We start from the raw sequence: 14,100 nt of genomic DNA on the forward strand, positions 1-14,100 counted from the left end.
TGAGGGGGATTTTTCAATGAGAAAAATTAAAGTTAGGTTGGGAATATTAATATTAAGTCTTATATCAGTCATATCAATAATGACGATAGTAATAAATGGTGAAGTAAAAAAAATTGATAATATATCAAAAGACTATAAAGATAAATTAATAAGATTTCATGTCATAGCAAATAGTAATACAGATGAAGATCAAGAACTTAAATTAAAAGTTAGGGATGAAGTAGTAAAATATTTACAACCAAAACTACAAAACTCAAAAAGTATAGAGGAAAGTGAAGCTATTATAAAAAAAGAATATAGTACTCTGGAAGAAATAAGTAAAAATATTATTCTTGAAAATGGATATAATTACAGTGTAAAGGTAGGTATACAATATAGTAACTTTCCTACAAAACAATATTCTAATATAGTTCTTCCAGCAGGTGAATATAAAGCATTAAAAATTATAATTGGAAAAGGTGAAGGAAAAAACTGGTGGTGTGTTATGTTTCCTCCATTATGTTTTGTTGATGAGTCTAATGGAGTTATAGACAAATCTACAGATGATAAGTTAAAAGAAGTTTTAACTGACAAGGAATATAAGCTAATAAAACAAGACACACCAAAGAAAACAAGCAGAGTAAAAATCAAGTTTAAAGTAATTGAAGTAGTAAAGGATTTAGAAGAAAAATTTTAAAAAAATAAAATTATAAGGAGTGGTTTTAATCATGGACAGGTGGAGTAAACTGATAGCTATATTACTAGCTTTAACCTATATATTTATGCCTATTAAAGAGGTATATGCAGATGAGCCAACAGAGACAGCTAAGAAAGTAAACAAACAAGAAAAAAATGTAGCAAAAAAGGAAGTAATAAATTTATCTGATAATGATTTAATGTTACTGTCTAAATTGGTTGCAGGTGAAGCTAGAGGAGAAAGCTATGAGGGACAGGTTGCTGTAGCAGCTGTAGTAATAAACAGAGTATTGGACCCTAGATTTCCAGATTCAATAGAGGAAGTTATATATCAGAAGAATGCTTTCTCAGTTGTGCTTGATGGTTCAATAAACAAGACACCAACAGATTCAGCATGTAAAGCAGCTAAAGAAGCTCTTTATGGAACTGACCCAACAAATAAAGCAGTATATTTCTGGAACCCAGAAATAGCCACTTGCAAATGGATAAATAGACTAAATCCATATCTGAGAATAGGGAATCATGTGTTTGCAAAATAAATTTAAATTTTTGAGTACTGAGAGGAGTTGTCTTTTTCTAGAAATTATTTTCTAATTTGAGATAGCTCCTTTATTTTTTGTTTAAAATAAACTATAATAATCATTTAGGTAATAATATATTAACTGTGAATATAAAAATAAATTTTAGCGATAAATAAGATGTTGTTAAACACAAAAATGTAAAGTAGGTGTTGTATAAAAATGAGCAATAGACCAATAGGAGTTTTTGATTCGGGATTAGGCGGATTGACGGTTTTGAAAGAAATAATGAAGATATTACCAAATGAGGATATAATATATTTTGGAGATACTGCTAGAATACCATATGGTTCGAGATCTAAGGAGACTATAATTAAATATACTTTTCAAGCTATAAATTTTCTAAAAACTAAGGATGTAAAAGCTATAGTTATAGCTTGTAATACTGCTACTGCGAGAAGTTTAAAAGAGGCTCAAGAAAAATATGATATACCAATAATAGGAGTTATAGAAGCCGGTGCTAGGACAGCTGTAAGTTCCACTAAAAACAAGACTGTAGGTATAATTGGAACAGAAGGAACTATAAGTTCAAAGGCATATAATTTAGAAATATCTAAAATAGATAAAAATATAGAAATTGTTAATAAAGCATGTCCTTTATTTGTACCAATTGTTGAAGAAGGATGGGCTAACACAGAAGTAGCTAAGTTAACAGCAAAGATATATCTACAAGAATTAAAAGATAAGAATATAGACTCTTTGGTATTAGGATGTACTCATTATCCTATTTTAAAGAGAACAATAGGTGAAGAGGTTGGAGAACACATAAAATTGGTTAATCCAGCTAAAGAGACAGCTAAAGATTTAAAAAAGATTTTAGAAGAAAGAAACATTATAAATAGCAAAGAAGCTCATGGAATTTATCAATATTATGTATCAGACATACATGAAAAATTTTCAGATATAGCGAAAGAATTTTTAAAGAAAAAAATTGATAAAATTCAAAAAGTGGAGATACAAAAATATTAGTTTATATGAAGAAGTCTATGGAGGAAAAATCGTTGAGTGTAAAAATAAGCATAAATACTAGACAATATGATGAAAAAGGTAATATGGACACCATAGAGATGACTACTTTTGGTAAAATTTTTTATAAAAATGAAGGAATATATGTTATTTACAAGGAAAAAGAAGACAATATAGAAATAACTAATACTATAAAAATACTTAAAAATGAAGTTAGTATTAAAAAGTTTGGTTCTATTAATTCAACTATGATGTTTAAATGTGGAGAAAGCAGTACTACAAAATATGTAACCCCACAAGGTACCTTATTAATTGATATTGACACAAGAGAATTGGATATAAATATACAAGAAGGGGAACACATAAAATTGAAAATAGACTATAATATAAAGATACAAGATTTATTTTTAGGTAGAAACAAAATAGATATATACATAGATATTAAATAATAACTATAGCTATTTTCCAGAAATTTTATAAAGGTAGTGAAAAAACTACCTTTTATTTAATTTATTTGGTATTATTATATTTATATTAAACTTTAATTTCTTAAAATTGATACAAGGGTTTAGCGTTTTTTTATAGAAAGTATACTTAAAAGTGAATAAAACTAAGTGTAAGAGGGATAAATATGATATTTGATAAGGTACTAAGTACTATAAATAAACATAATTTAATACAAAAAGGCGATAAAATAGTTTTGGGTCTTTCTGGAGGACCTGATTCAGTTTGTTTATTGCATGTACTAAATAGATTAAAAAAAGATTTTAATATAGAAATATATGCAGCACATTTAAATCATCAAATAAGAGGAATAGAAGCTCAAAAAGATGCATTATATGTATCTAAGCTTTGTGAGGATATGGGAATTGTATTCTTTGTAAAGTCTATTAATGTACCAAAATATTGTGAAAATGAGGGGTTATCATTAGAAGAAGGAGCAAGGAAGCTAAGATATGAAATGTTTTATGAAATTAAGGATAAGATTAAAGCTAACAAAATAGCTATAGGCCATAATCTCAATGACCAAGCTGAGACTGTCATGATGCGTATTATGAGAGGAACAGGTCTTAAAGGGTTAAAAGGAATTGATTATATTAGAGATAACTGTATAATTAGACCAATCTTGGATGTAGAGAGAATAGATATAGAGGAATATTGTAAGGCTTATAATTTAAATCCTAGAATAGATAAAACAAATTTAGAAAACATATACACTAGAAATAAAATAAGGTTAGACCTTTTACCATATATGAAGGATAATTTTAATTCAAATGTAATAGAATCTATAGTGAGGATGAGCAATAGCTTAAAAAGTGACAACGATTATATTGAGAAAGAGGCAGAAGCTAAATTTAGAGAAGTTTCAAATATAAAAGAAAAGAGCTTTGTAGAGATAAATTTAGAAGATTTTATTTGCTTACATGATGCTATCAAAGTTAGGGTTCTTAGAAATTCTATAAAACATATACTAGGAGATACTAATTTTGTTGATCAAAAACATATAGAGGACATAATGTCTTTAGAAAGTGATTCAAAAGTAAATAAAATGATAACTCTTCCGAGAAATATATTTGTTTATAGAAAAAAAGACAGTATAATATTAACCAATGAGGAAATTGTTAGTGAGGAAATTGAATTTTATTACAATATACCTAGTAATGGGTTTATAAAAATAAAAGAATTAAAACAAATTATTGAGACCCAAGTAATGAGTATAGATAGGTATAAGAGTATGAAATTAGACAATTCATCTAAAGGGTTTGATTTTAATAAGGTAAAAGGGGGTATAGTAATAAGGAGCAGAAGGCAAGGTGATAAGATAAAACTTGCTATGGGAAGTAAAAAAGTGAAGGATTTATTCATAGATTTAAAAATCCCAAGAGAAGAAAGATGTAAAATTCCTATAATCACAGATAGTGAAGGAATAATATGTGTTGGAGATTATAAAATCAGTGAGAATTATAAAATTGATGAAAGCACAAAAGAAGTATTAAAAATTAATTTTAACAAATTATAGGGCAAAGCAATGTATGAAAGGAGGGCTTCTATATTGAATAAGTTGCTAAAAGGGGCAGGTTTTTATCTACTTGTTTTTATAATTATAGTAGGTATAGTTCAATTCTCAGGTAAGCCTACAGAAAAAATAAAAGATTTAAAATTTTCCCAAGTATATAGGGAATTAACAGATGAGAATATATCAAGATTGTACTTTGTAAATCAAACTTCTGTAGAAGGTACTATAAAAGATACAAATACAAAGTTTAAATCATATGTTCCAACAGAAATAATGGGAGATAAACTTGCAGATGAAGTGTTAGATCAAGCTAAGGCTGGAAAATTAACATTTGGTGGTGAAGCTAAACCATCTACACCTTGGTTTGTTGAGATGCTACCTACATTACTGTTAATATTCTTTATGGTAATTCTTTGGTTTGTATTTATGAATCAGTCTCAAGGTGGAGGCGGAAAGGTTATGAGCTTTGGTAAGTCAAAGGCTAAGGTTCATAAGGATGATGAAAAAACTAGAGTTACGTTTAAAGATGTAGCTGGATTGGATGAAGAAAAAGAAGATTTACAAGAAGTAGTAGACTTCTTGAAGAATCCTAAGAAATATATTGAATTAGGGGCAAGGATACCAAAAGGAATGCTTATGGTAGGACCTCCTGGAACTGGTAAAACATATCTATCAAGAGCAGTTGCTGGAGAAGCAGGAGTGCCATTTTTCAGTATAAGTGGTTCTGATTTCGTTGAGATGTTTGTTGGGGTTGGGGCTTCAAGAGTAAGAGATTTATTTGAGCAAGCTAAAAAAAGCGCTCCAGCTATAATATTTATAGATGAAATCGATGCAGTTGGTAGAAAGAGAGGAGCAGGTCTTGGTGGAGGTCATGATGAAAGAGAACAAACTCTTAATCAACTTCTAGTTGAGATGGATGGATTTGGAGTAAACCAAGGTATAATAATCATGGCAGCAACAAATAGACCAGATATACTTGACCCAGCTTTACTTAGACCAGGAAGATTTGACAGACAAGTAGTTGTTGGTACACCAGATGTAAAAGGTAGAGAAGCTATATTTAAAGTTCACTCAAGAAATAAACCGCTAAATGATGATGTTAAAATGGATGTATTAGCTAGAAGAACACCAGGATTTACTCCTGCTGATATAGAAAACTTAATGAATGAAGCTGCAATACTAACAGCTAGAAAAAGAGAAAAGAAAATTAAGATGGAAACTATAGAAGAAGCTATAACAAAGGTTATAGCAGGTGTAGCTAAGAAATCGAGAGTAATAAGTGAAAAAGAAAGAAGACTTACAGCATATCATGAAGGCGGGCATGCAGTTTGTGCTCATATACTTGAGGAAGTAAGTCCTGTTCATCAAGTTACAATAGTACCAAGAGGAAGAGCAGGAGGATTTACAATGCAGCTTCCTGTTGAAGATAAGTTCTATGCTACTAAAAATGAGATGAAAGAGAACATAGTAGTTTTACTTGGAGGTAGAGTAGCAGAAGAGTTAGTGCTAAAAGATGTGTCTACAGGAGCATCAAATGACTTAGAAAGAGTTACAGCTACTGCAAGAAGTATGGTAACAAAATATGGAATGAGTTCTAAACTTGGTCCAATGTCATTTGACAGTGATGATGAAGTATTTTTAGGTAATAGTTTTTCAAGTAAGAGAAACTATTCTGAAGAGGTTGCTTTTGAGATAGACCAAGAAACAAAACGTATAGTTGATGGTGCATATGATAAGACAAGAAGTATATTACAAGAAAACATGGATAGACTGGAGTATGTAGCACAAGCCTTACTTATCTATGAAACTTTAGATGCAGATCAATTTATAAAAGCATTTAATAAAGAATTACCATTAAATGATATTGAAAATGCAATTACAGAGGAAAATTCTCCTAAAGAAAATGAAGAGCAATTAACTATAAATCTAGAAAAAGATAGAGAAGAAAGAAACAATGTTGTTGATATAAATAAAAATCAAGAAAATAAATCTGATGAAGATAAATAATTTTAAAATATTGATTATTTTAAGAGTATTATCTATTAAGGATTAAATATTAAGACTGAAAGTATAATGTTAAATTGATAAACAAAGTATATTTGCATATATCAATCTAATTAATACTTTCAGTTTTTTTTGTGATTTTAGCAAAGATTAGGCAAAATATTAAGCTATGGGAATTAATGGTATGGGTATATAAGTTTACTTATGATAATATATTAAAAAGGAATTTTAAAATTAGTAGTATTAAAAATATATTAATAATGTATAATTACTTATTAGAAGAAAAGAAGTCATGAAATCATATCATATTAGAGGTGAAGTATGCGAGAGAAGATAATAGAAATTATATTAAATAATAAATCTGAGTTTATTTCGGGTGAAGAGTTGTCAAAGCAATTAGGTGTGTCACGTGCAGCTATATGGAAACATATGAAAGCTCTAAAAGAAGAGGGATATAATATAGAATCTGTAAATAAGAAAGGTTATAGATTAACAGAAAATCCAACTGATTTATTAAGTCCACAGAATATCTACTATAAATTAAATACAGAGTTTATTGGTAAGAATATTGAGCATCTTGATACTATAGATTCAACTAATGAATACGCAAAAAGAGTGGCTGTGAATAGTATAGATGGAACTGTGATTTTAAGTGAACATCAAAATATGGGAAAAGGACGATTAGGAAGAACTTGGGATTCCAAACCCCATGAAGGGATTTGGATGAGTATTATTCTAAAACCAGATATGGAACCGTTTAAAGCACCATTTATAACTTTAATAGCAGGAGCAAGTGTAACACAAGCTTTAAATAATCTAGGGGCAAAGACTTTGATAAAATGGCCAAATGATGTTATTTTAAATGGGAAAAAAATATGTGGTATACTAACAGAATTGTCTGCTGAGATTGAAAGAACAAATTATGTTGTTCTTGGTATTGGAATAAATGTTAAAATAATGGACTTTGATTCAGAAATAGCTGAGAAAGCTACCTCATTGTATAAAGAAGGATACAAATTGTCTAGAGTAGATATTGTCAGAAATGTATTGGCTGAATTTGAAAAGTTATATTTAGATTATATTGCAAATAACTCAAAAGAAGAAACTTTAAAAATATGTAGAGATTATTCTGCTATTATAGATAAGAATATATATGTACTAAAAGGAAATGATAAAGAATTAGTTAAATGCTTAGATATAAATGAAGATGGTAACTTAGTAGTTCAGGGTAGTGATGGAAGTGTAAAAGAAATTGTTTCAGGTGAAGTTTCTATAAGAGGAGAAAATGGATATGTATGATAATATTTTAGATATAGAAGGTTTAAAGGTTGGGCAAGTTGAGGATAGAATAGGGCTGACTGGATGTACAGTAGTGATTTGTGAAGAAGGTGCAGTTTGTGGTGTTGATGTAAGAGGGTCGGCTCCAGGAACCAGAGAAACCGATTTATTAGACCCTGTAAATATGGTTCAAAAAGTTCATGCTATAGTTTTAGCAGGAGGTTCTGCATATGGTCTTGAATCTACTTGTGGAGTAAGTAGATACTTAGAAGAAAGAGGAATTGGTTTTGATGTTGGAGTTGGAAAAGTTCCTATAGTTGTTGGAGCAGTTTTATTTGATTTAGGAGTAGGAGATTTTAAGTGTAGACCAGATATACAAATGGGTTATAAAGCTTGTGAGGCGGCAAATACAACTGTTTTAAATCAAGGTAATTATGGAGCAGGATGTGGAGCTACTGTTGGAAAGATAAGAGGGCAAGAATATGCTATGAAAGGTGGAATAGGAAGTTATTCTATAAAACTAGATAATGGCTTGATTGTATCTGCATTAATTGCTGTAAATGCTCTTGGAGATGTTTATGAGGATGGTAAGGTTATAGCAGGCGCCTTAAATGATAAAAAAACAGAAACAATTGATACATATAAATTGATGAAACAAGGTGCAAGTAAAGGTGGATTTAGTATAGATAATACTACAATTGGAGTTATAGCTACGAATGCTAAACTCACTAAAGCTGAATGTAAAAAAATATCTCAAATGGGTCATGATGGGTATGCAAAAGCTATTTTTCCTATCCATACACCTCATGATGGAGATACAATATTCACAATGTCAAAAGGTGAAATAGAAGCAGATATAACGTTATTAGGTTCATTGGCTGTAGAGGCTGTGGAAAAAAGTATAATAAATGCAGTAAAAAAAGCTGATAGTGTAGAAAATATAATAGCATATAAAGACATAGTAAAAAAATGAGAAATATGATGAAATTAGCATATTTTTCTTGTCAAATTGTTGACAATGACAACTCATCTTGATAAAATTATTCTTGTTAGAGCAGGCATCCTGAAAGTAGTAGCCTGACTCATAATGATAAGAAACAAGAGTAAGAAAAATCAAAAAATTAAGTAGTCCGGCATCGTTAGTGAGCTGGAACGGAGGTGTATTTTTTATGATGAACACAAGTGCATCAGTAAGAAAAGTAAATGTAAGAAAGATGACTATAATAGGGGTACTATCAGCTATTTCTATTATGCTATCTATGACTCCATTGGGATTTATTCCAGTTGGACCTACAAAAGCAACTATAATGCATATACCAGTTATTATTGGAGCTATTATGGAAGGACCAATAGTTGGGGCAGCAATAGGCTTTATATTTGGAGTATCAAGTCTTTTAAACGCTATAGTAAACCCAACAGTAACATCTTTTGTTTTTATAAATCCATTAGTTTCAATATTGCCAAGAGTTATGATAGGTATATTGGCTTATTATGTATATCAACTAATAATCAATGCTACAAGTAAGGTATACATATCTGGATTAATTACAGGAGCTGTAGGTTCTTTGTTAAATACAGCTGGTGTTTTAGGAATGATATATGTTTTATATGCTGACAAGTATCTTCAAGCAATGGGTCAAAATGGTTCAGCAGGAAAGGTTATAATGGCTCTTGCCGCAGCAAATGGAGTACCAGAAGCAATAGTAGGAGCTTTAGTAGTAGCTGCCGTTGCTGCTGTACTTAAGAAAAGCAAAAAATAGAAAGAAGGTTAATGACATATGCTTCTAGTATTTGATGTTGGAAATACTAATATGGTTTTAGGTATATATAAGGGTGACAAGTTAGTTAATTATTGGAGAATTAAAACAGATAAGGAAAAAACATCTGATGAATATGGAATTCTAATAAGTAGCTTATTTAAGTATGATGATGTGGATATAAATGCTATTGATGATGTAATAATATCATCTGTAGTTCCAAACGTTATGCATTCTCTTGAAAATTTTTGTATAAAATACTGTAAAAAGCATCCATTGATAGTAGGTCCAGGCATAAAAACAGGTCTAAATATAAAATATGATAATCCAAAACAAGTTGGAGCAGACAGGATAGTTAATGCTGTAGCAGGCATAGAAAAATATGGGGCACCAAGTATACTTGTAGATTTTGGAACAGCAACTACATTTTGTGCTATTTCTGAAAAAGGTGAATATCTAGGGGGTACAATAGCACCAGGAATAAAGATATCTAGTGAGGCATTATTCCAAAGTGCATCTAAATTGCCTAGAGTAGAATTAGCAAAACCAGGTATGACTATTTGTAAAAGTACTGTATCGGCTATGCAATCTGGCATAATTTATGGATATGTAGGTTTAGTTGATAAAATAATAAATATGATGAAAAAAGAATTAAATTGTGATGATGTTAAAGTTATAGCTACAGGTGGGCTAGCTAAACTAATTGCTTCAGAAACAAAAAGTATAGATTATGTAGATGGTTTTTTAACGCTAGAAGGATTAAGAATAATATATGAAAAAAACCAAGAATAATTAATACAGGGAATTGGATTATATATCCAGTTCCCTTTTTATGATAGTTTTTTAGTGTTATGTGGTATATTATAATGAGGAAATGCAGATTTAGAAATAAAATCACAAAAACAAAGGAAAAAATAGGAGAAAAACGATGAAAATAGGAAATTTAGAATTAAAAAATAAAGTTTTTCTGTCACCTATGGCAGGGGTAACAGACCTTCCATTTAGATTAATTTGTAAAGAACAAGAATGTGGACTTTTATATACAGAAATGATAAATGGTAAGGCACTTTGCTATGATGATGAAAATACTAAAAAAATGCTTAAGATAGAAAAAGAAGAACATCCTGTAGCTGTTCAGATATTTGGTTCTGAGCCAGATTTTATGGGAAGAGCAGCAGAAATAATGAACGAATATCCAAATGAAATCCTTGATATAAATATGGGATGTCCAGCTCCAAAAGTAGTTAAAAATGGGGATGGTTCAGCACTTATGAAAAATCCTAAACTTGCAGAGCAGGTATTAAAGGCAGTAGTGAAGAATTCAAAGAAACCAGTTACTTTAAAAATAAGAAAAGGATGGGATGATAATAGTATAAATGCTGTTGAGATAGCAAAGATAGCAGAAGCTTGTGGAATAAGTGCTTTAGCAATACATGGAAGAACGAGAGAGCAATATTATACAGGTAAAGCAGACTGGAATATAATTGCAGATATTAAGAAAAATTTAAATATACCTGTTATAGGAAATGGTGATGTATTTACAATAGAAGATTCAATAAATATGTTAGACAAAACGGGTTGTGATGCTATAATGATAGGTAGGGGTGCTCAGGGTAACCCATGGATATTTAAAAGAATAAACCATTATATGAATACAGGCGAGATTTTACCAGAGCCAACTCTTAACGAAAAGATAAGTACTGCCATTAAACATTTAAAGCTTGCAGTAGAAGAACATGGAGAGTATGTAGCTGTAAGGGAAATGAGAAAACACATCGCTTGGTATTTAAAAGGTCTTAGAAACTCTGCAAGATTAAGAGATGAAATTAATAAAATAGAAGACTATCAAGAAGTTGTGTCGAAATTGGAGTACTATATGGAAGACTCCTTGACATAAAAATAATAGTGACTTATAATATAGCGCATAAATTAAAAAAAGATTATAAAAATTTTAAAATATAATTAGGAAAATTCCTAAGAAATTTGTGAAGGAGTTGTATTTATAATGGAAGAGAATAAAGAGTTTTTATTGACACAAGAGGGATACGATAAATTAGAAGAAGAATTAGAGAATTTAAAGGTTGTAAAGAGAAAAGAAGTTGCAGAGAGAATAAAGGTTGCTATATCTTTTGGTGATTTATCTGAAAATGCTGAGTATGATGAAGCTAAAAAGGAACAGGCACAGGTTGAAGAAAGAATCTTAAAATTAGAAAATATGGTTAGAAAAGCTGTTATCATAGATGAAAGCAAAATAGACCTTAATGTTGTTACAATAGGTTCAATAGTTAAAGTTAAAGATTTAGAATTTGATGAAGATGTTGAATATACTATAGTTGGTTCAACAGAAGCAGACCCATATGATGGCAAAATATCAAACGAATCTCCTGTAGGAAAAGCGCTTTTAGGAAGAGCTGTTAAAGAGGTTGTAGAGGTGCAAGTTCCTGATGGAGTTGCTAAGTTTGAAATATTAGAAATAAGAAGATAATCTGGAGGAAAAAAATGAAAAATAATCAACAAAGCAATGAAGAAGCACAAATTCAAGAAGACCTTAGTGAAGTACTTCAAGTAAGAAGAGATAAACTAAAAAAATTACAAGAATCAGGTAGAGACCCTTTCAAAGAAAGTAGATATGATAGAACTCATTATTCTATGGAAATAAAAGATAACTTTGAAACTCTTGAAGGTCAAACTACAAAAATAGCAGGACGTATCATGAGCAAGAGAATACAAGGTAAAGCTGGTTTTATAGATATTCAAGACCAAGAAGGAAGAATTCAATCTTATGTAAGATTAGATGCTATAGGGGAAGAAGAATATAGTGTATTTTCAACATATGATATTGGAGACATAGTTGGTATTGAAGGGGAAATATTTAGAACTAAAAGGGGCGAAATATCTGTAAAGGCTAAATCTGTAGTATTATTATGCAAATCTTTACAAGTTTTACCAGAAAAATATCATGGATTAAAAGATCAAGAATTAAGATATAGACAAAGATATGTTGATTTAATAGTGAACCCAGAAGTAAAAAATGCTTTTTTAATTAGAACGAAAGCATTAAAGGCATTGAGAGCGTATTTAGATGACAGAGGATTTTTAGAAGTTGAGACTCCAATATTAAATACTATAGCTGGTGGAGCGAATGCTAGACCTTTTATAACTAACCATAACACTTTACATATACCAATGTATTTAAGAATAGCAAACGAATTATACTTAAAGAGACTTATTGTTGGTGGATTTGATAAAGTTTATGAAATGGGAAGAATGTTTAGAAATGAAGGTATGGATTTAAAACATAATCCTGAATATACTGCTATAGAATTATATCAAGCATATGCAGACTACACTGATATGATGGAGATAACAGAAAATGTTGTTGCACATATGGCTGAAGTTGCTACAGGAAGCATGATAATCAACTATCAAGGAACAGAAATAAACTTTACACCTCCTTGGAAGAGAATGACTATGGAAGATTGTGTGAAGGAATATTCTGGCGTAGATTTTTCTGCAATAAATACAGATGAAGAAGCATTAGAAGTTGCTAGAGAAAAAGGAATAGAAATAAAGCCTGGAATGAGAAGAGGGGAAGTAATAAATGCTTTCTTTGAAGAGTTTGGAGAAGATAAATTAATCCAACCAACATTTATAACACATCATCCAGTTGAAGTATCTCCATTATCTAAGAGAAATACTGAAGACCCAAGAAGAACTGATAGATTTGAAGCTTTTGCTAATAAATGGGAGTTAGCTAATGCATTTTCTGAGCTTAATGACCCAATTGACCAAAAAGGAAGATTTATGGACCAATTGAGAAAAAGAGAATTAGGTGATGATGAAGCTTTTGAGATGGATGATGATTTCTTAAAAGCATTAGAAGTAGGTTTACCTCCTACAGGTGGACTAGGAATAGGTATAGATAGAGTTATTATGCTATTAACTAATTCTCCATCTATAAGAGATGTATTATTATTCCCTACTATGAAACCTATTGATAATAATCAAAATAAAGAAGAAGAAGAAAAATAAAAAATACAAGCATTCTACTAAGTTTTAAATAAAATAGAGCTATTAAATTATCAATAAATAGCTTTATTTTATTTAAAATGTCAATGTAGAATGCTTTTTATATGTTCTAAAGAAGTTTTCATGTATTTAATTTATAAATTACCAACAAACGTTACAAATTGATATTAGTTTTTGTTGATTGGAACTTTATATTTAGAAAATATGATTGAAAGTAATTTATTATGAAAATATTTAAAGTAATTTTTGGGAAGGAAAAAGGAATAATTTTTGAGAATACTATATATAAAAAATTATTGGGGGAATGTGTGATGTTTCAAGTAATTGATTTTTTATGTTTAGTTTGTATTGGATTTTTAGTTCTTGATGTTATGGTATATTTTTGTAAGGATGCAATGGATATATTTGAAAGTACAACTAAGGTTAATAAAGTTAAGAGTATAAATGTTTGGGCAGATAGAGTCAGAGCCAACTCATATTCTTACGAAAATAAAATTGCAAAATAGGAAAAACTGTATATGCATGTGTTACTTGTAATATCAAGGGTTATATCTGTTAGTTTTAGTTAAAAGTATTAAAAAAAACAAAGAGTTATAACCTTTTTTAAAATAAAAAACAAAAAAAGTATTGACGAATTATTTTTAAGGTGATATAGTATTACTTGTCCCCAAGAAAAGGGCAAACATGAAAAATGAACTTTGAAAATTAAACAGTAGGTTAATTTATAAAAACAAGAAACAAACCATAAAGCCAGATATTTAGATAACAATAGTATCTGAGCCTGATAAACTTTTAT

14 protein-coding genes are annotated in these 14,100 nt (G+C 29.8%); all 14 read left to right on the plus strand.

Going from position 1 to position 14,100, the window contains the following annotated elements; translation table 11 throughout:
* The first annotated feature begins 16 nt into the window (after positions 1-16).
* Positions 17-676, plus strand: coding sequence for a stage II sporulation protein R (gene spoIIR, locus IC214_RS03510; protein WP_227437539.1), 660 nt, complete (start codon positions 17-19; stop codon positions 674-676).
* 31 nt (positions 677-707) lie between these two features.
* Positions 708-1,214, plus strand: coding sequence for a cell wall hydrolase (locus IC214_RS03515; RefSeq protein ID WP_227483272.1), 507 nt, complete (start codon positions 708-710; stop codon positions 1,212-1,214).
* A 201-nt stretch (positions 1,215-1,415) separates the two neighbouring features.
* Entirely contained in the window at positions 1,416-2,222 is an 807-nt protein-coding gene (murI, locus tag IC214_RS03520; RefSeq protein ID WP_227437535.1) for a glutamate racemase, read from the plus strand.
* Positions 2,223-2,239: 17 nt separating this feature from the next.
* Positions 2,240-2,668, plus strand: a complete 429-nt coding sequence (locus IC214_RS03525) for a DUF1934 domain-containing protein (RefSeq protein ID WP_413926632.1) — start codon at positions 2,240-2,242, stop codon at positions 2,666-2,668.
* A gap of 182 nt (positions 2,669-2,850) precedes the next feature.
* Entirely contained in the window at positions 2,851-4,239 is a 1,389-nt protein-coding gene (gene tilS / locus IC214_RS03530; protein ID WP_227437532.1) for a tRNA lysidine(34) synthetase TilS, read from the plus strand.
* Positions 4,240-4,272: 33 nt separating this feature from the next.
* Positions 4,273-6,243 (plus strand): ATP-dependent zinc metalloprotease FtsH, encoded by a 1,971-nt coding sequence (ftsH, locus tag IC214_RS03535; RefSeq protein ID WP_227437529.1) that lies wholly within the window; start codon positions 4,273-4,275, stop codon positions 6,241-6,243.
* A 318-nt stretch (positions 6,244-6,561) separates the two neighbouring features.
* Positions 6,562-7,539 (plus strand): biotin--[acetyl-CoA-carboxylase] ligase, encoded by a 978-nt coding sequence (locus IC214_RS03540; RefSeq protein WP_227836338.1) that lies wholly within the window; start codon positions 6,562-6,564, stop codon positions 7,537-7,539.
* Positions 7,532-8,491, plus strand: coding sequence for a P1 family peptidase (locus IC214_RS03545; protein ID WP_227483269.1), 960 nt, complete (start codon positions 7,532-7,534; stop codon positions 8,489-8,491). The genes IC214_RS03540 and IC214_RS03545 overlap by 8 nt, the downstream gene beginning before the upstream one ends.
* Positions 8,492-8,687: 196 nt before the next feature.
* Positions 8,688-9,278 carry an ECF transporter S component gene (locus IC214_RS03550; RefSeq protein ID WP_227483268.1) on the plus strand — a complete coding sequence of 197 codons (591 nt, stop codon included), beginning with the start codon at positions 8,688-8,690 and terminating at the stop codon, positions 9,276-9,278.
* An 18-nt stretch (positions 9,279-9,296) separates the two neighbouring features.
* Positions 9,297-10,067 carry a type III pantothenate kinase gene (locus IC214_RS03555; RefSeq protein WP_227437521.1) on the plus strand — a complete coding sequence of 257 codons (771 nt, stop codon included), beginning with the start codon at positions 9,297-9,299 and terminating at the stop codon, positions 10,065-10,067.
* Between the two features lie 136 nt (positions 10,068-10,203).
* On the plus strand, positions 10,204-11,172 hold the full coding sequence (gene dusB, locus IC214_RS03560) for a tRNA dihydrouridine synthase DusB (protein ID WP_227437519.1): 969 nt from the start codon (positions 10,204-10,206) through the stop codon (positions 11,170-11,172).
* Between the two features lie 108 nt (positions 11,173-11,280).
* A complete protein-coding gene (gene greA, locus IC214_RS03565; RefSeq protein WP_021386470.1) occupies positions 11,281-11,760 on the plus strand; it encodes a transcription elongation factor GreA in 480 nt (159 codons plus the stop codon).
* Positions 11,761-11,774: 14 nt separating this feature from the next.
* Positions 11,775-13,307, plus strand: coding sequence for a lysine--tRNA ligase (gene lysS / locus IC214_RS03570; protein ID WP_227825042.1), 1,533 nt, complete (start codon positions 11,775-11,777; stop codon positions 13,305-13,307).
* A gap of 308 nt (positions 13,308-13,615) precedes the next feature.
* Complete coding sequence (locus IC214_RS03575) at positions 13,616-13,810, plus strand: hypothetical protein (protein WP_227483267.1); 195 nt, start codon at positions 13,616-13,618, stop codon at positions 13,808-13,810.
* Positions 13,811-14,100: the final 290 nt, after the last annotated feature.

It is taken from the genome of Clostridioides sp. ES-S-0190-01 (genome assembly GCF_020658275.1).
Classification (GTDB): Bacteria; Bacillota; Clostridia; order Peptostreptococcales; family Peptostreptococcaceae; genus Clostridioides.

Bases quoted from the DNA above. Each gene is read 5' to 3' on its own strand.
- lysS (WP_227825042.1), top strand. From the start codon at position 11,775: ATGAAAAATAATCAACAAAGCAATGAAGAAGCACAAATTCAAGAAGAC.
- IC214_RS03515 (WP_227483272.1), top strand. From the start codon at position 708: ATGGACAGGTGGAGTAAACTGATAGCTATATTACTAGCTTTAACCTAT.
- IC214_RS03555 (WP_227437521.1), top strand. From the start codon at position 9,297: ATGCTTCTAGTATTTGATGTTGGAAATACTAATATGGTTTTAGGTATA.
- greA (WP_021386470.1), top strand. From the start codon at position 11,281: ATGGAAGAGAATAAAGAGTTTTTATTGACACAAGAGGGATACGATAAA.
- IC214_RS03525 (WP_413926632.1), top strand. From the start codon at position 2,240: ATGGAGGAAAAATCGTTGAGTGTAAAAATAAGCATAAATACTAGACAA.
- IC214_RS03540 (WP_227836338.1), top strand. From the start codon at position 6,562: ATGCGAGAGAAGATAATAGAAATTATATTAAATAATAAATCTGAGTTT.
- IC214_RS03545 (WP_227483269.1), top strand. From the start codon at position 7,532: ATGTATGATAATATTTTAGATATAGAAGGTTTAAAGGTTGGGCAAGTT.
- spoIIR (WP_227437539.1), top strand. From the start codon at position 17: ATGAGAAAAATTAAAGTTAGGTTGGGAATATTAATATTAAGTCTTATA.
- murI (WP_227437535.1), top strand. From the start codon at position 1,416: ATGAGCAATAGACCAATAGGAGTTTTTGATTCGGGATTAGGCGGATTG.
- tilS (WP_227437532.1), top strand. From the start codon at position 2,851: ATGATATTTGATAAGGTACTAAGTACTATAAATAAACATAATTTAATA.
- IC214_RS03575 (WP_227483267.1), top strand. From the start codon at position 13,616: ATGTTTCAAGTAATTGATTTTTTATGTTTAGTTTGTATTGGATTTTTA.
- dusB (WP_227437519.1), top strand. From the start codon at position 10,204: ATGAAAATAGGAAATTTAGAATTAAAAAATAAAGTTTTTCTGTCACCT.
- IC214_RS03550 (WP_227483268.1), top strand. From the start codon at position 8,688: ATGATGAACACAAGTGCATCAGTAAGAAAAGTAAATGTAAGAAAGATG.